The organism is Streptomyces hyaluromycini (assembly GCF_002217755.1).
GTDB classification, from domain to species: Bacteria; Actinomycetota; Actinomycetes; order Streptomycetales; family Streptomycetaceae; genus Streptomyces; species Streptomyces hyaluromycini.
In genome coordinates, this window is sequence record NZ_BCFL01000018.1 from 412,797 (window position 1) to 427,690 (window position 14,894).

Annotated in this window: 13 protein-coding genes; 3 read left to right on the plus strand and 10 right to left on the minus strand. The window is 71.9% G+C overall.

Features of this window, described 5'->3' with window-relative positions; genetic code table 11:
* Window positions 1-41 precede the first annotated feature (41 nt).
* The 6 genes from SSP29_RS15020 to SSP29_RS15045 all read right to left on the minus strand — a co-directional run bounded on the left by SSP29_RS15020 (window position 42) and on the right by SSP29_RS15045 (window position 5,377).
* Window positions 42-788 (minus strand): endonuclease/exonuclease/phosphatase family protein, encoded by a 747-nt coding sequence (locus SSP29_RS15020; protein WP_089101130.1) that lies wholly within the window; start codon window positions 786-788, stop codon window positions 42-44.
* Between the two features lie 152 nt (window positions 789-940).
* Complete coding sequence (locus tag SSP29_RS15025) at window positions 941-1,894, minus strand: ROK family glucokinase (RefSeq protein ID WP_089101131.1); 954 nt, start codon at window positions 1,892-1,894, stop codon at window positions 941-943.
* Window positions 1,895-2,028: 134 nt separating this feature from the next.
* Window positions 2,029-2,490 carry a DUF5304 domain-containing protein gene (locus SSP29_RS15030; protein ID WP_089101132.1) on the minus strand — a complete coding sequence of 154 codons (462 nt, stop codon included), beginning with the start codon at window positions 2,488-2,490 and terminating at the stop codon, window positions 2,029-2,031.
* A 75-nt stretch (window positions 2,491-2,565) separates the two neighbouring features.
* The gene (locus tag SSP29_RS15035; RefSeq protein WP_089101133.1) at window positions 2,566-3,720 is read right to left on the minus strand and encodes an ArsA family ATPase; all 1,155 of its coding nucleotides are present in this window, start codon (window positions 3,718-3,720) and stop codon (window positions 2,566-2,568) included.
* A 294-nt stretch (window positions 3,721-4,014) separates the two neighbouring features.
* A complete protein-coding gene (locus SSP29_RS15040) occupies window positions 4,015-4,458 on the minus strand; it encodes an SRPBCC family protein (RefSeq protein ID WP_089101134.1) in 444 nt (147 codons plus the stop codon).
* Between the two features lie 121 nt (window positions 4,459-4,579).
* The gene (locus tag SSP29_RS15045; protein ID WP_089101135.1) at window positions 4,580-5,377 is read right to left on the minus strand and encodes a metallophosphoesterase family protein; all 798 of its coding nucleotides are present in this window, start codon (window positions 5,375-5,377) and stop codon (window positions 4,580-4,582) included.
* A 316-nt stretch (window positions 5,378-5,693) separates the two neighbouring features.
* On the opposite strand from SSP29_RS15045, the gene SSP29_RS15050 reads away from it, so the two are divergent.
* The gene (locus tag SSP29_RS15050) at window positions 5,694-7,490 is read left to right on the plus strand and encodes an AMP-dependent synthetase/ligase (protein WP_089101136.1); all 1,797 of its coding nucleotides are present in this window, start codon (window positions 5,694-5,696) and stop codon (window positions 7,488-7,490) included.
* 28 nt (window positions 7,491-7,518) lie between these two features.
* Here SSP29_RS15050 and SSP29_RS15055 read toward each other — a convergent pair whose 3' ends face one another.
* Together SSP29_RS15055 and SSP29_RS15060 are read right to left on the minus strand one after the other, a co-directional pair.
* Window positions 7,519-9,153: a GMC oxidoreductase gene (locus SSP29_RS15055; protein ID WP_150134201.1), complete on the minus strand. Its 1,635-nt coding sequence runs from the start codon at window positions 9,151-9,153 to the stop codon at window positions 7,519-7,521.
* Between the two features lie 159 nt (window positions 9,154-9,312).
* Entirely contained in the window at window positions 9,313-10,455 is a 1,143-nt protein-coding gene (locus SSP29_RS15060) for a glycosyltransferase family 4 protein (protein WP_089101138.1), read from the minus strand.
* A gap of 114 nt (window positions 10,456-10,569) precedes the next feature.
* Here SSP29_RS15060 and SSP29_RS55620 point away from each other — a divergent pair, with 114 nt between their 5' ends.
* Window positions 10,570-11,805, plus strand: a complete 1,236-nt coding sequence (locus SSP29_RS55620; RefSeq protein ID WP_089101139.1) for a glycosyltransferase 87 family protein — start codon at window positions 10,570-10,572, stop codon at window positions 11,803-11,805.
* Here the strand turns inward: SSP29_RS55620 and SSP29_RS15070 are convergent.
* Window positions 11,766-13,079 carry an MATE family efflux transporter gene (locus SSP29_RS15070; protein ID WP_089101140.1) on the minus strand — a complete coding sequence of 438 codons (1,314 nt, stop codon included), beginning with the start codon at window positions 13,077-13,079 and terminating at the stop codon, window positions 11,766-11,768. The two genes, SSP29_RS55620 and SSP29_RS15070, sit on opposite strands and share 40 nt — an antisense overlap.
* A 91-nt stretch (window positions 13,080-13,170) precedes the next feature.
* Between SSP29_RS15070 and SSP29_RS15075 the strand changes: the two genes are divergently transcribed.
* Complete coding sequence (locus SSP29_RS15075) at window positions 13,171-13,704, plus strand: PadR family transcriptional regulator (protein WP_089101141.1); 534 nt, start codon at window positions 13,171-13,173, stop codon at window positions 13,702-13,704.
* On the opposite strand, the gene SSP29_RS15080 is transcribed toward SSP29_RS15075, so the two are convergent.
* Window positions 13,689-14,885 carry a hypothetical protein gene (locus SSP29_RS15080; RefSeq protein ID WP_150134204.1) on the minus strand — a complete coding sequence of 399 codons (1,197 nt, stop codon included), beginning with the start codon at window positions 14,883-14,885 and terminating at the stop codon, window positions 13,689-13,691. The genes SSP29_RS15075 and SSP29_RS15080 overlap by 16 nt on opposite strands.
* Window positions 14,886-14,894 lie beyond the last annotated feature (9 nt).

Genomic DNA, 14,894 nt, shown 5'->3' on the forward strand with positions numbered 1-14,894 from the left:
GCTTCGGGCGGCTGCGCCGGACTCCGTCCGGCGGCTCTGCTTCAGGCTGCGGGCACCCGCAGTGCAGCCAGCACGGGCAAGTGGTCCGTTGCCCGTGCGAGGTCTGCCCGGGCCACGCCGGGCAGGTCCTCGGGGACGCCGCAGCCGAGCACCTCGATGCCCTTCGTCGCGAAGACGGCGTCGATGCGCTGGTGGGGGTCGGTGGACCAGGAGGTGAACTCGCCGCCCCAGGGAGCGGTGGTACGGCAGTCCTGGAAGGCGTCGGCCAGGCGGCGGAAGGTGCGGCCGTCGGGGCGGTCGTTGAGGTCGCCGCCGGCGATGGCGTGCTCCACCCCCATGCCGGCGACCCGGTCGAGGAGCAGGCCGCCCTGCTCGTAGCGCTCGTCCTGCTGGAGGCTGAGGTGGAAGCTGGTGACGCCGAGGCGGGCGCCGCCGAACCGGACGACGGCGGTCGCGAGGCCGCGGCGGTGCAGGCCGGGGGTGAGGGGGAGGAGGACGTCCTCGGTGCGCTCGACGGTGGCGCGGAGGTCGCAGAGGATCGCCGGGCCGGCTGCCGTGCCGCCCCCGGTGAGGATCACCAGGTCGGAGGCCGAGGCCAGCCGGGCGAGCTTCTTGCGCCAGCGGAAGAAACGGGGGGCTTCCTGGATCAGGACGAGGTCGGGGGCGCAGGCCCTGATGACGCGGGCGAGGGCGTCGGTGTCGTCCCGCATGGAGCGGATGTTGTAGCTGAGGACGCGGATGACGGCGGAACCGTCGGGCTCTGTGTGGGAGTTGGGGAGCGACGCCATGTGGAGCAATCTACGCGGCGATGGAAAGGGCCGCGCGCCCAATGGCTCGGGGCGCGAGGTTTGTGCGCGACTGCCGGTTGTGGGTGGCTTGTCGCGCAGTTCCTCGCGCCCCTGGGGAGTTGCGGTTGCCGCATCCCGGAAATCCAGGGCGATTACATGATCGGGTCGGGCTCTCTCGCCAGGTCCGCCGCGCCGACCAGGCCGGCCTCGTTGCCCAGCTGGGCCGCGATGACCTCGGCGACCGGGCGCCAGTTGCCGCCTACCAGCCAGCGCTTGTAGGACTTGCGGATCGGGTCGAGGACCAGTTCGCCCTCGTCCGAGAGGCCGCCGCCGACGATGAACGCGGAGGGGTCGAAGAGGGAGGCCAGGTCGGCGAGGCCGGCGCCGGCCCAGCGGGCGAGCTCGCGGTAGGAGTCGACGGCGACCGGGTCGCCCTGCCGGGCGGCCATGGAGATGTGCTTGCCCTCGATGCCCTCGGGGGTGCCGTCACCGAGGCCGAGCAGGATCTCGGCGTGCTCGGGGGTGGCGTTCGCGCGCTGCTTGGCGTAGCGGACCAGGGCACGGCCCGAGGCGTACTGCTCCCAGCAGCCCTGCGAGCCGCAGCCGCACAGCAGCCCGTCCGGGACCATCCGGATGTGCCCGAACTCGGCGGCGACGCCGAAGTGCCCGCGGCGCAGCTTGTTGCCGATGATGATGCCGCCGCCGAGGCCGGTGCCGAGGGTGATGCAGATGACGTTGCGGTGGCCCTTGCCGGCGCCGAACTTGTACTCGCCCCAGGCGGCGGCGTTCGCGTCGTTCTCCACGACCACGGGGAGGCCGACGCGGGCCTCGACCTCCTCCTTCAACGGCTCCTGGCGCCAGTCGATGTTGGGCGCGAAGTAGACCGTGGAGCGCTGCCGGTTCACGTAACCGGCGGCGCCGATGCCCACGCCGACGATCTCGTGCCCGGCGCGCGCACCCTCTACGGCGGAAGCAATGGCGTCCACGATGCCCTCGGGCGTGCCCGGGGTCGGCACCTTGTGGGTCGAGAGGATGTTGCCTTCCTCATCGACCACGCCGGCCGCGATCTTCGTGCCGCCGATGTCGACGCCGATGGTGAGTCCCATGAATCCCTCAGTTTCGGTCGAGCCCCGCTACGGCCAACCGTACCCGAGGCCCTGCCGTCGGGTTCTCGTCGTCCGTCCGGTGAACGGACCGGTCGGCGGTAGGGGGCGCGGGACGGAGGGAATCGACGGGGCTGTCAGTCCAGGTCGATGCGTTCACCGGGGCCGGCGTCGTCGCCCGGGTCGTGCTTGCCGGAGGTCCAGCGGGTCTCCTGGGCCTGGACCGCGGAGCGGTAGGCGGCGAGGAGTTCGCCGCCCGCCGCGGCCAGGTGGTCGAAGACGTCCGGGTTGCGCTCTATCACGGGCTCGACGGCGTTCTTCGCCTGCTGGACGACCTGCCGGACCACCTGCTGGGCGGCCGGTCCGGCGACCGCCCCGAGCAGCGGGGTCTGGAGGCCGGACAGCTTGTCGGCGACGGCGTCGACGAGTTTGCGCAGTTCCTCGGCGGCGGACCCGGGCGGCGGGCCGTACTGGGCGCGGCGGCGGGCCTTCTCCGCCTGCAGGTCCTCGGCGCAGGCGGTGGCCCAGGCGTCGGCGTCCGTCGCCCGTACCTCGTCCGCGGCCTCGGAGGCGTCGGCTGCGGGGCGCTCTTCGCTCATGACGGACTCCTGACTGGACTCCTGACTACGGTTCGTCTCTACGACGTTACCCGAACGGGCGTACCGGTTTCACCGTCAGCGCGGCCACAGCTCCGGGTCCGGTGCGAAGCGCAGCCGCAGCTCGCCGTCGCGCAGTCCGGCCCCGGCGACGGTGCAGCGGCGCAGGGCCGACGGCAGGGCGACGATCCGGCGGAAGCCGCCCACGGTGATCACCACTTCGTCGCCGCGCCGGACGAGGTCGAGGTCGTCCCGTATCGCGCCGGGCAGCGGGATGTGCCAGACGAGGACGCCGTCCTCCTCGATCCGGTCGGCGACGGGCCACTCGACCGGGGTGGGCACGGTGTTGACGCCGGGCACGGCGAGCGCGGCGAGGTCGTCGGTGCCGCGCGGGTCGTGCCCCAGGTGGGCGACGGCCTTGACCTCGTACGTCTCCCCCCATTCCGCGAGGGTCTTGCGCTGCTGGGCGACGAGGGTGTGCAGGGGCGTGGCCTCGGGCAGCACGCGGTTGGCGACCAGGGTCGCGGCGGGCAGTCCGCGCAGGGCGAGGCCGAGGCGGGCGGTGCGGACGGCGTCGGCGCCGGCCGGTCCGGGTTCGGCGACCAGGCGTACGGCGGTGGCGCGGTCGGCGAGGACGGCCTCCACGGCGGCCAGCTCGACGTCCCAGCGGGCTGCCGTCTCGTACAGCCAGTCCGCGGGCATGGGTACGCCGGCCAGGCGGCCGAGGACCGGGCGCAGGGCGCGGGCCGCCTGCCGCTCGGGCGGGAGCAGGCGGCGCAGGTACCGGCGGAGCTCCTCGGGGAGGGCGAGGAGGGCGAGCGCCTGCGGGGCGGGCGGGAGGTCCACGACGAGCAGTTCGTACCGCTCGGAGAGGGCGGCGTCGCGCAGGGCCCGGAGGAAGGACAGCTCCTCGGCGCCGGGCAGGGGGGTGAGCTCCTCGGCGTCCAGGCGGGAGGCGCCCAGGAGGTCGAGGACGTTCGCGGCGCGGGTCTGGAAGGCGGTGAGGTCCTCGCGGAAGCGGGCGGCGGCGTCGGGGCGCCAGGCGGCGAGGGTGGGGGTGACGCGGGTGGGCTCCGGTCCTGTCGCCACGCCCAGGGCGGCGCCGAGGGTGTCCGTGCGGTCGGCGCTGAGCACGAGGGTGGGGGTGCCCTCGGCCGAGGCGCGCAGGGCGGTGGCCGCGGCGACGGTCGTACGGCCGCTGCCGCCCGGGCCGGTGATCAGGATGGTGCGCATGAGGGTGAACCGTAACTGAAGCGGGCCTTGCCTGTAGGTGCCCGGCGCTGAGGGGAGCGAGTTTCGCTTACCGGCGCTCGCAGGGTGCCTCCCCCAGAGGGGGGACCCCCAGCGCCCACCCGTGCCGCCCAGCGGCACGACTGCCCGCGGCTATGTATGCAGGACGCGGCTGGGCAGCGCCCCGTCAGGGGCGCGGGGCTGTATCAATTTGCGGCTACCGCCGCGTGGGCGCGACCAGCCACGACGGACCCGCACCCGGGAGACCACGGGTACCCCCGCGACGCGCCCCCTACCTCACTTCTCCCCCGACTCCACCCTCTTCTTCAACCCGGCCAGTGCCCGGTCGATGATGACCTTCTCCGCCTTGCGCTTGATCATCCCGAGCATCGGGATCTTGACGTCCACGGTCAGCGAGTACGTGACCTCCGTCGAACCCGCGCCCGCCGGCTTCAGCAGGTACGAGCCGTCCAGGGACCGCAGCATCTGGGACTTCACCAGCGTCCAGGAGACCTCGTTGTCGCCGGTCCAGGTGTATCCGAGGACCTGGTCGTCCTTGATCGCACCGGCGTCCATGACAAGGCGCACCTGCTCGGCACGGCCCCGGGCGTCGGTCTTCAGAACCTCCGCCTCCTTCACTTCGCCGGTCCAGTCCGGGTAACGGGCGAAGTCGGCGATCACCGCCATCACGTCGGCCGGGGCCGCCTCGATCGTGATGCTCGAGCTGGTGTGTTCCGCCATCGCCGTGGCTCCTCCAGATGCGGGCCGGTAAGAGAGGTCGCTGCATACGCGTGCGCACGCGTATGCAGCGTGAAGGCTACCGCGCGTCCGACCAGCCGACTTCACCCCCTGTCCGGGGTCGTCACCATTCCAGCGCCCAGGGCCGTCCCGTACCCGCGAAGTGCCCGACGTTCACGCACTCGGTGGCCCCGATCCGCATCCGCTTCACCAGCGGCTGGTGGACATGTCCGAAGAGCGAATACCGGGGGCGGGTGCGGCGGATGGCGTCCAGCAGGGCCCGGCTGCCCCGTTCGAAACGGCGCGCGACGGTGTCGTACACCAACTCCGGAACCTCCGGCGGGATGTGCGTGCACAGCACGTCGACCTCGCCGACCGCCTCGATCTTCGCCGCGTACTCCTCGTCGGAGATCTCGTAGGGGGTGCGCATCGGGGTCCGCAGCCCGCCGCCGACGAAGCCGAAGACCCGCCCGCCGATCTCCACCCGCTCGCCGTCCAGCACCGTCGTGCCCGGCCCGGCGTACTCCCGCCACAGCGGCGGCATGTCGACGTTGCCGTACGTCGCGTACGTCGGTGCCGGGAACGCCGCGAACATCTCGGCGTACTGCTTGCGCACCGCCTTCTCGATCGCCGTCGCCCGGTCCATGCCGATCCCGCCCCACAGCCGGGCGCCGAGTTCCCGCGCCTCCTCGAAGCGGCGGGCGGTGCGGAGTTCGACGAGGCGGTCGGCGTTCTCGACGCCGAACAGGTCGGGGAAGATGCCGCGGGAGTGGTCGGCGTAGTCGAGGAAGAGGACGAGGTCGCCGAGACAGATCAGGGCGTCGGCGCCGTCGCCGGCCCGTGCCAGGTCACGGGCGTTGCCGTGCACGTCGCTGACCACGTGGACGCGGGTCCTCGGGACGCCGGAGGGTGTGGCTGCCATGGTGATCAAGCGTAGGCCTGTGCGGCAAACGTGAACAGGCGATGGCCGGGCCGCCGGTTACTGGTCAGTCACTAAGGCCGTGGACTACCGTACGCCAAGGAACACCAACCTGTGTGACGCACCGAACATCTCGCCGGACCCCCCTGTCGAAGAAGCCATACCGGCGGGTAACGTCCGGGCAGTCCAGTCGTGCTCAGGATTTCAACCAACGGATCTTCCAGCCCGTGGCGAAGCCCTGAGCACCTGCCCGAGCCTTGGACCGCACCGTCGCATCGCACAACGTCGTGGCGTCGGCGCCCTATGAGGAGCAGCAGTCTTGCGCGAGTTCAGCCTTCCGGCTTTGTACGAGGTCCCCGCGGACGGCAATCTGACCGACATCGTCCGCAGAAACGCCGCGCAGCATCCGAACGTCGCCGTCATGGCCCGCAAGGTCGGCGGTGTCTGGCAGGACGTGACCGCCACCGCCTTCCTGGCCGAGGTGCACGCGGCCGCGAAGGGCCTCATCGCCTCCGGCATCCAGCCGGGCGACCGGGTCGGCCTGATGTCCCGCACCCGCTACGAGTGGACGCTCCTCGACTTCGCGATCTGGAGCGCCGGCGCGGTCACCGTGCCGGTGTACGAGACCAGCTCGCCGGAGCAGGTGCAGTGGATCCTCAGCGACTCCGGCGCGACCGCCTGCATCGTGGAACTCGACAACCACGCGGCCGCCGTCGAGTCGGTGCGCGAGACGCTGCCCGCCCTCAAGCACGTCTGGCAGATCGAGGCCGGCGCCCTGGAGGAACTCGGCAGACTCGGCCAGGGCGTCACCGACGCCACCGTCGACGCGCGCAGCTCGCAGGCGAAGGCGGACGACCCGGCGACCATCGTTTACACGAGCGGTACGACCGGCCGCCCCAAGGGCTGTGTCCTCACCCACCGCGCCTTCTTCGCGGAGTGCGGCAACATCGTGGAGCGCCTGCGCCCCCTCTTCCGCACCGGCGAGTGTTCGGTCCTCCTCTTCCTCCCGCTCGCGCACGTCTTCGGCCGGCTGGTCCAGATCGCCCCGATGATGGCGCCGATCAAGCTGGGCTGCGTCCCGGACATCAAGAACCTCACCGACGAACTGGCCGCGTTCCGGCCGACGCTGATCCTCGGTGTCCCGCGCGTCTTCGAGAAGGTCTACAACTCGGCGCGCGCCAAGGCGCAGGCGGACGGCAAGGGCAAGATCTTCGACAAGGCCGCGGACACCGCGATCGCGTACAGCAAGGCGCTGGACACCCCGCCGGGCCCGTCCCTGGGCCTGAAGATCAAGCACAAGACCTTCGACAAGCTGGTCTACAGCAAGCTGCGCGCGGTGCTCGGCGGCAAGGGCGAGTACGCCATCTCCGGCGGCGCCCCGCTCGGCGAGCGCCTGGGCCACTTCTTCCGCGGCATCGGCTTCACGGTCCTGGAGGGCTACGGCCTGACCGAGTCCTGTGCGGCGACCGCGTTCAACCCCTGGGACCGGCAGAAGATCGGCACGGTCGGACAGCCGCTGCCCGGCTCCGTGATCCGCATCGCGGACGACGGGGAGGTGCTGCTGCACGGCGAGCACCTGTTCAAGGAGTACTGGAACAACCCGGCCGCGACCGCCGAGGCGCTGGCCGACGGCTGGTTCCACACCGGGGACATCGGCACCCTGGACGAGGACGGCTACCTCAGGATCACCGGCCGCAAGAAGGAGATCATCGTCACCGCGGGCGGCAAGAACGTCGCCCCGGCCGTGATCGAGGACCGCATCCGCGCGCACGCGCTGGTCGCGGAGTGCATGGTGGTGGGCGACGGGCGGCCGTTCGTGGGCGCGCTGATCACCATCGACGACGAGTTCCTGGGCCGCTGGGCGGCCGACCACGGCAAACCGACGGGCTCCACCGCGGCGTCGCTGCGTGACGACCCGGATCTGATCGCGGCGATCCAGGCCGCTGTCGACGACGGCAACGCCGCGGTGTCGAAGGCGGAATCGGTGCGGAAGTTCCGCATTCTGTCCTCCCAGTTCTCGGAGGAGTCGGGCCACCTGACGCCGTCCCTGAAGCTCAAGCGCAACGTGGTGGCGAAGGACTACGCGGACGAGATCGAGGCCATCTACCAGAAGTAGAGCGGCACTCGGGGCATCCTCCCGGTGCTCAGAAGTCCTCGGCGAGAACCCGTTCCATCGTCCGCTCGGCGAGCGCGGTGATGGTGACGAACGGGTTCACGCCGATGTTCCCGGGCACCAGCGAACCGTCCGTGACGTACAGCTTGGAGTACCCCTTCACCCTCCCGTAGTCGTCGGTCGCCTGCCCCAGTACGCAGCCGCCCAGCGGGTGGTAGCAGAAGTCGTCCGCGAAGACCTTGCTCGCCGAGCCGAACAGGTCGTACCGGTAGATCGTCGCGTTGGCCGCGTTGATCCGGTCGAACAGCTTCTTGGCCATGGCGACCGAGACCGCGCTCTGCGCCGCGGTCCAGCCCAGCTTCACCCCGCCGCTCGCGGAGTCGTAGGTGAAGGACGCCCGTTGGGGGTTCTTGGTGATCGCCAGGTAGAGGCTCACCCAGGTCTCGAACCCGATGGGCAGCGGGGCGATCTCGGCGAAGACCGGGTTGTCGGTGTTGGCCCAGTCGTCGATGCCCATGACCGGCATGGTCGCCTGGTTGGCGCCGGTGGTGTCCCAGATGTGGTTGGCGCGCCCGAGCATGGTGTTGCCGTTGGTGCTCCAGCCGCCCCCCACACTGGAGTTGAGCGCGGGCAGCGCACCGGTGTCCCGGGCCCGGACGAGCAGCTCGGTGGTCCCCAGACTCCCGCCTCCCAGGAACAGATAGGTGCAGCTGTACTGCTTGCTCTCGACGACGGCCCCGGTCGTGTCGATCCGGTCGACGCTCAGCACGTACGACCCGTCGCTCGCCCGCGTGACGGCCTTCACCTTCTCCAGGGTGTGGATGGTGACGTTGCCGGTGCCGAGGGCGGCGGCGAGGTAGGTCTTGTCGAGGCTCTTCTTGCCGTAGTTGTTGCCGTAGATGACCTCCTGGGCGAGCGCGGACTTGGTGGCGGTGCCGGCGGCCTCCTGCTGCATGTAGCCGAAGTCGTAGACGTTCGGTACGAAGGTGGTCTTGAGCCCGGTGTTGGCGGCGGCCTTCCGGGACGTCCGGGTGAACTGGTACCACTCGGTCGACTCGAACCAGGTGGAGTCGACGGTGTTGACGCCCAGCATGGTGCGGGCGCGCGGGAAGTACGTGTTGTACATCGCGCTCGCGTCCACCGTCGGGAACTGCTCGGCGAAGTACGACTGGAGCGGGGTGACCGCCATCCCCCCGTTGACCAGCGACCCGCCCCCGACACCGCGCCCGACGTACACGGACATGTTGTCGTAGTGCACCCGGTCGAGCACTCCCGGATAGGCGGTGATGTCCTTGTTGACGACGTCCAGCCAGAGGAAGGTGGCGAGCGGGGCCTCCGTGCGGGTCTTGAACCACATGGACCGCTTGTCCGGGGCGGCGGTGGAACAGAAGATCTTGCCGTCGGAGCCGGCCGTGTTCCACAGCTGGCCCATCTCGATCATGACGGTCCGGATCCCGGCCTGCCCGAGCCGGAGCGCGGCCACGGCCCCGCCGTACCCGGAACCGACCACGATGGCCGGGGCGTTGTCGACGTCGGCCGCCTCCTCGGCGGCCTGCGCCGACTGGAGACCGACACGGGTGAGACCGGCCGCGGCGGCGGTCTGGAGGGCGATCATGCCCAGGATGTGACGCCTAGTCAGCTGACGCTGCATCAGTTTTGCTGTCATGCGCGCAGCATGTGCGGATTTTCCGGTTCCGCCTAGAGATAAAACAGAGTTGGTGACAAGCGCCCCGCAAGGGGCGCGGGGCTGTATTTGATATGCGGCTGCCGCCGCGTGGGCGCGACAAGCCCCCACCGGCCCGCAGCCGGACAACGGCGCAGGCCCCTAAAGCAACTCCTTCAACCTCTCCGCAAGGAGATCCCACCGCCACTTCTCCTCAACCCACTGCCGCCCGCGCTCCCCCATCCGCTGACGCAGTTCGGAGTCTCCCAGGAGAGCCACAATGCGCTCAGCGGCCTCCTCCACCGAACCGCCCCGCACCACCCACCCGGTCTCCCCGTCAAGGACCGCGTCCGGCGCCCCGCCCGAGTCCCCGGCGACGACCGGCAGCCCGGTCGCCGAGGCCTCCAGGTACACGATCCCGAGCCCCTCCACGTCCAGCCCGCCCCGCCGGGTCCGGCACGGCATCGCGAACACGTCCCCGGCGCCGAAGTGCGCGGGCAGCTCGGTCCACGGCACGGCCCCCGTGAACCGCACCGACGCCTCGACCCCGGTCTCCCGCACCAGCCGCCGCAGCTCCTTCTCGTACGGCCCGCCGCCCACGATCAGCAGCACCGCGTCCGGCTCGGCGGCCAGGATCAGCGGCATCGCGAGGATCAGCGTGTCCTGCCCCTTGCGCGGCACCAGCCGCGACACGCACACGACCACCGGCCGCTCGGTCAGCCCCAGCCGCGCCCGCACCTCGGCGCCCCCGGAACCGGGGTGAAAGGTCTTCTCGTCCACCCCCGGCGGCAGCTGCACCATCCGCCCCGCCGCCCCGGCGCTCAGCGCGGTCGCGATCCGGGACCGCGTGTACTCGCCGAGATAGGTGATCGTGTCGGTCGCGTCCCCGATCCGCCCGAGCAGCCGCCGGGCCGCGGGCAGCTGCGCCCAGCCGACCTCGTGCCCGTGGGTCGTGGCGACCAGCCGCTGCGCCCCGGCCTTCCGCAGCGCCGGCGCCATCAGCCCGAGCGGAGCCGCCGCCCCGAACCACACGGACGTGCACCCGTGCTCCCGCAGCAGCCCGACCGCCGTCCGGGTCGCCCCGGGCGTCGGCAGCAGCATCGTCGTACGGTCGCGTACGACGGTGAACGGCTGCTCCGCGTCGAACGCGGCGGTGGCCTCGGCACCCTCCCGGCCCCGCTTCCACGTGGAGGCGTAGACGACCAGCCGCTCGGGGTCCAGCCGCAGGGCCATGTTGTGCAGAAAGGCCTGGATACCGCCCGGCCGGGGCGGGAAGTCATTGGTCACGATGAGCGTCTTGTGCATCGCCGCAGACCATACCCGCACAGGGCGTTCGGCCGTGCTTCATGGCCCCCGCACAGGACGTCGGGAGATCATGTGGCGCACTCGACACGGCGATGCCGACGGACAGGGGCTCAGGTGGACAGGACGGGCGTGCGGCGTGCCCTGGTGTTGCTGCTGGCCGCCTGGGGCGCCACCCGGCTGGTGCTGCTGCTGTTCGCCCTGAAGGTGTTCGTGTTCCCCGGCGCGGACGTCACCACCGACGTGTCCGTCATCTACCAGGGCTGGTACGAGGTCCTGCGGCACGGAACGTTTCCTCTGGACGACGTCACCTGGCAGTACCCGCCCGCGGCCGCCCTGGCGATCCTCTCCCCCGTGCTGCTGCCCTTCCTGGACTACCCGACCGCCTTCTTCGTGCTGGCCTGCCTGGCCGACCTGGTGGTCCTGTGCCTCCTCCTCTACGCCGGTCTGCGCCCCGGCCGGACCCTGCGCGGCGCCTCGGTCTGGGTGCTCGGCGTCCCGCTCCTCGGCCCGACCGTCTACTCCCGCTACGACCTGATGGTCACCGCCGTCGCCGTCGCCGCGCTGCTCGCCGGGGCCCGGCATCCCCGGATCATGGGCGCGCTGGCCGGCTTCGGCGCGATGGTCAAGGTGTGGCCGGCACTGCTGCTCGTGGGTGCCGTACGGCGGCGGGCCTGGGCGTCGGCGGCGGTCACGGCGGGCGCGGTCGGCGCGCTGTTCGCGGTGGCCATGCCCGGCGCGTTCGCCTTCCTGACCTTCCAGCGGGACCGGGGCACCGAGGTGGAGTCCCTGGGTGCGCTGGTCTTCCACATCGCCCGGCACTTCGGCTGGCACGGCGAGGTGCTGCTCAACTACGGCTCGATCGAGTTCCTCGGCCCGGACGTGCAGGCGGTGAGCACGGCGGCCCTGCTGCTCACCGCGCTCGCGTTCGGCTGGCTGCTGCTGTGGCGGCTGTCGGCGGTCCGCTTCCGGTCCCACACGCTCGCGGACGCCGCCTTCACCGCCGTCCTGATGTTCACGGTCACCAGCCGGGTGATCAGCCCGCAGTACATGGTGTGGCTGGTGGGCCTGGCCGCCGTCTGCCTCTGCTTCCGCGCCAGTCGCATGGCCCTGCCCGCGGTGCTGCTCCTCCTGGCGACCTTCGTGACGGTCCTGGAGTTCCCGGTCGGCTTCTCGCACGTCGTGGTGAGCGACTGGTACGGCATCACCCTGCTGGTCCTGCGCAACGGCCTCCTGCTCGCGGCGACGGTCACGGCGGCCCGCGTGCTGTGGCGCGCCACGGTGACCGAGACGGCCGTCGCCCCCTTCCCGTCTCAGGCCACCCGCACGAAGGACACCCCGGTCTCCTCCTGAGCCCGGGACAGCAGTACCCCCACGGCCGCGCACTGCACCGCCATGGCGAGGGCCAGCGCCAGGCAGATCCCGGGCAGCCCGAACGCCGACAGGGCGTGGGCGAGCAGCAGCTGGACGGCCGTACCCAGCACGGTCACCCGCAGCAGCGCCGGCGCCCCGCCGCTGCCCTCGAAGACCCCGCCGAGCGCGATGAAACCGGCCATCAGGAGCAGATAGGGCCCGACGCAGCGCAGGAACAGCACGCCCTGGTGGGCGACGGCGGGCCCGGCGCCGAAGGCGGCCATGATCCAGGGCGCGGTCGCGGCGAGCAGTGCGGCGGCGGCAAGCCCGACCGCCCCCGACACCAGCACCGCCTGCCGGCCGGTCTCCCTGCGGGCGTCGCCGCCCTCGCCGCGGCTGTGCGCCGTGTGGATGGCGGCCGCCTGGCGCACCGCGTAGAAGGCCATCGTCGCGACGTACATGACCTTGTACGCGATCGCGTACGCGGCGACCGCCGGCACCCCGAGCCGGGCCACGATCGCCACCAGCGCCAGCGCGCCGCCCTGCCGGACGGTGAAGTCGGCGGACATGGGCAGCCCGGTGCGCAGGGTCCGGCGCAGGGCGGCGGGTACCGGTTCGGCAGCCGCGGACGCGGCCGCGGTGCACAGCAGGGCGTTGCGGCGCAGGGCCCGCAGGCCCGCTCCCAGAGCCACGCAGCGGCACAGCACGGTCGAGGCGGCGGCGCCCCGGACGCCGTACAGGTGGATGAGGAACGGGTCGCAGACCAGGATCAGGGCGTTGGCCAGCAGGGCCAGGCGCATCGGCGTGCGGGTGTCGCCGGTGCCCTTGAGGATGCCGTCGACCAGTTGCTGGGCGAAGAAGACGGTCATGCCCGGCAGGGAGATCGCGAAGTAGGCGGTGGCGAGGGGCAGGGCCGGACCCGGGCCGCCGAAGACCAGCCGGGCCAGGGGCTCGCGCAGCAGCAGCCCGCCGACCACGACCACCGGGGTGACCAGGCCGCACAGCGCCCAGCCGCCGCGTACGGCGGCCCGTACCGCGCCGGGGTCCCGGGCCCCTCTGGCGTGTGCGACGAGCACGGTCGTGCCGGAGGCGAAGACCAGGGCGACGCCGAGCAGCACGTTCTCGGCGTTGGTCGCGACGGCGACGGCGGCCACGGCGGCGGAGCCGAGCCGGGACACCCAGACCGTGTTGATGATCCCGGCGGCGACGGAGGCGAGCAGCGAGAAGTAGACGGGGCGGGCGAGCGAGACGAGCTGCTTGCGGTGGGCGTTCACGGTGGTCCCCCTCATGACGGTGTGCCTCTAATCGAGGTATCTCGAATAGAGGTAACATGGGGGTCGCGACGTCCGCAAGGAGGAATGCAGCGTGCTGGAACTGTCGATCCTGGGCTTCCTCGCCGAGGAGCCGTTGCACGGCTATGAGCTCAAGGAGCGGATCAAGGCGCTGAGCGGGCACGTCCGCCCGGTCAGCGACGGCGCCCTCTATCCGGCGATCGCACGGCTGGTCGCCGCCGGCCGGCTGGACCAGCACACCGAGGAGGGGGCGGGCGCGGCCCCACGCCGGGTGCTGTCGCTGACCGAGCAGGGCCGGGCGGACCTGCTCGACCGGCTGCGCCACCCCAAGCAGGCGGAGATCACCGACCACGTCCGCTTCAACACGGTCCTGGCCTTCCTGCGCCACCTCCCGGACCGGGCGGAGCAGGCGGCCGTGCTGCGTCGCCGGCTGGACTTCCTTCAGACCCCGTCGAGCTTCTTCTACCGGGACGGCGAGCCGGTGCGGGCGGAGGAGAGCGGGGACCTGTTCCGGGAGGGGATGCTGCGGGTCGCGCGGGCGACCGGCACGGCCGAGCGGGCCTGGCTGGCGGAGGCGATCGAGCGGCTGGCTCAGTCGCCGAGCTGAGCCGTCAGGTAGTCGCGCCAGCGGGCGGTGAAGTCCGGCAGGGTCGTTCCGAGTTCGGTCTTCAGCGCGTCCTCGACCGCGCCCGCCCGCTCCTTGTGCGCGCCGACGGCCCGGTAGAAGGCGCCGAGCTTCTCCTCGCCCCAGTGACCGGCGATCATCCGGCAGGCCAGCCAGCCGCCCTCGTAGGCCTGGGCCAGCTTGGTGGGGTCGTCGGTGAAGCCGAAGTCCTTGTCCGCCGGGAGGTCTTCGGGGACGTCTCCGGCCTCGACGGCGCGGGCGAGTTCCGGTGCGGCCTCGGTGGGCGTACGGCCGGTGTCGAGGTAGCCGATCCAGTCGGCGTAGCCCTCGGAGAGCCAGAGCGGGGTGGCGGCCGTGGTGTGGGCACGGGTGGCCACATGGGTCGTCTCGTGGGTGAGGACGACCTGTCTGCCGACCGAGCCGAGCCCGGCGTACGCCTCCGGGTTGAGGATGACCCGGTCCGCGGGCGCCTGGCCCGAGCCGCCCGCCTCGCCGGTGGTGACGGCGGCGATGCCCCGGTAGTTGGAGGCGGGGGCACCCAGCAGGCCCGCCATCCCGTTCAGCGACCCGGGTACGAGCAGGACCACCCGCCGGGTCCAGTCCGTGCCCCAGGCCTTGGAGACCTGGGGGACGGCGGTGTCGGCGAGCCGGGCGTAGCCGCGCAGCACGGCCCCGGACTGGCCGACGCCGAGGACGAGGGCGTGGGCGGACTTGAGGGCGGTGACCTTGCCCTGGTCCCAGAGTTGTTGCGCGGACTTCTTGGCGGGCTTGTCGTATGTGACATACCACCGTCCGTCGGCGGTGCGGCTGAGTGTGACCGTACGGTCCGTCGTCACCGGCGCCTTGTCGTAGCCCTGTATCCGGTAGCTGAGCCGCGCGTCGGCGGTGGCGCCGGCGCCGTCGGGGTGGAGGGCGGTCAGCCGGTAGCTCCAGTCGGCGAGCGGTACGGCCCGCAGGTTCGCGTACGGGCTCCGGGTGCCGGTCTCGGCGTACGCCTTCTCGTCATGGCCGAGGACCGCGGCCGCGCGGCGGTCCAGGACCTGCTGCACCTGGGCCATGGCCGCGCCGGTCGACGACTGCCCGCCGCCGCATCCGGCCAGCGGCAGGAGCACCAGACACAGCCCCACCGCTCCTGAGCGCCACGCCCGTCCACGACCAGCCACTTTCCGATC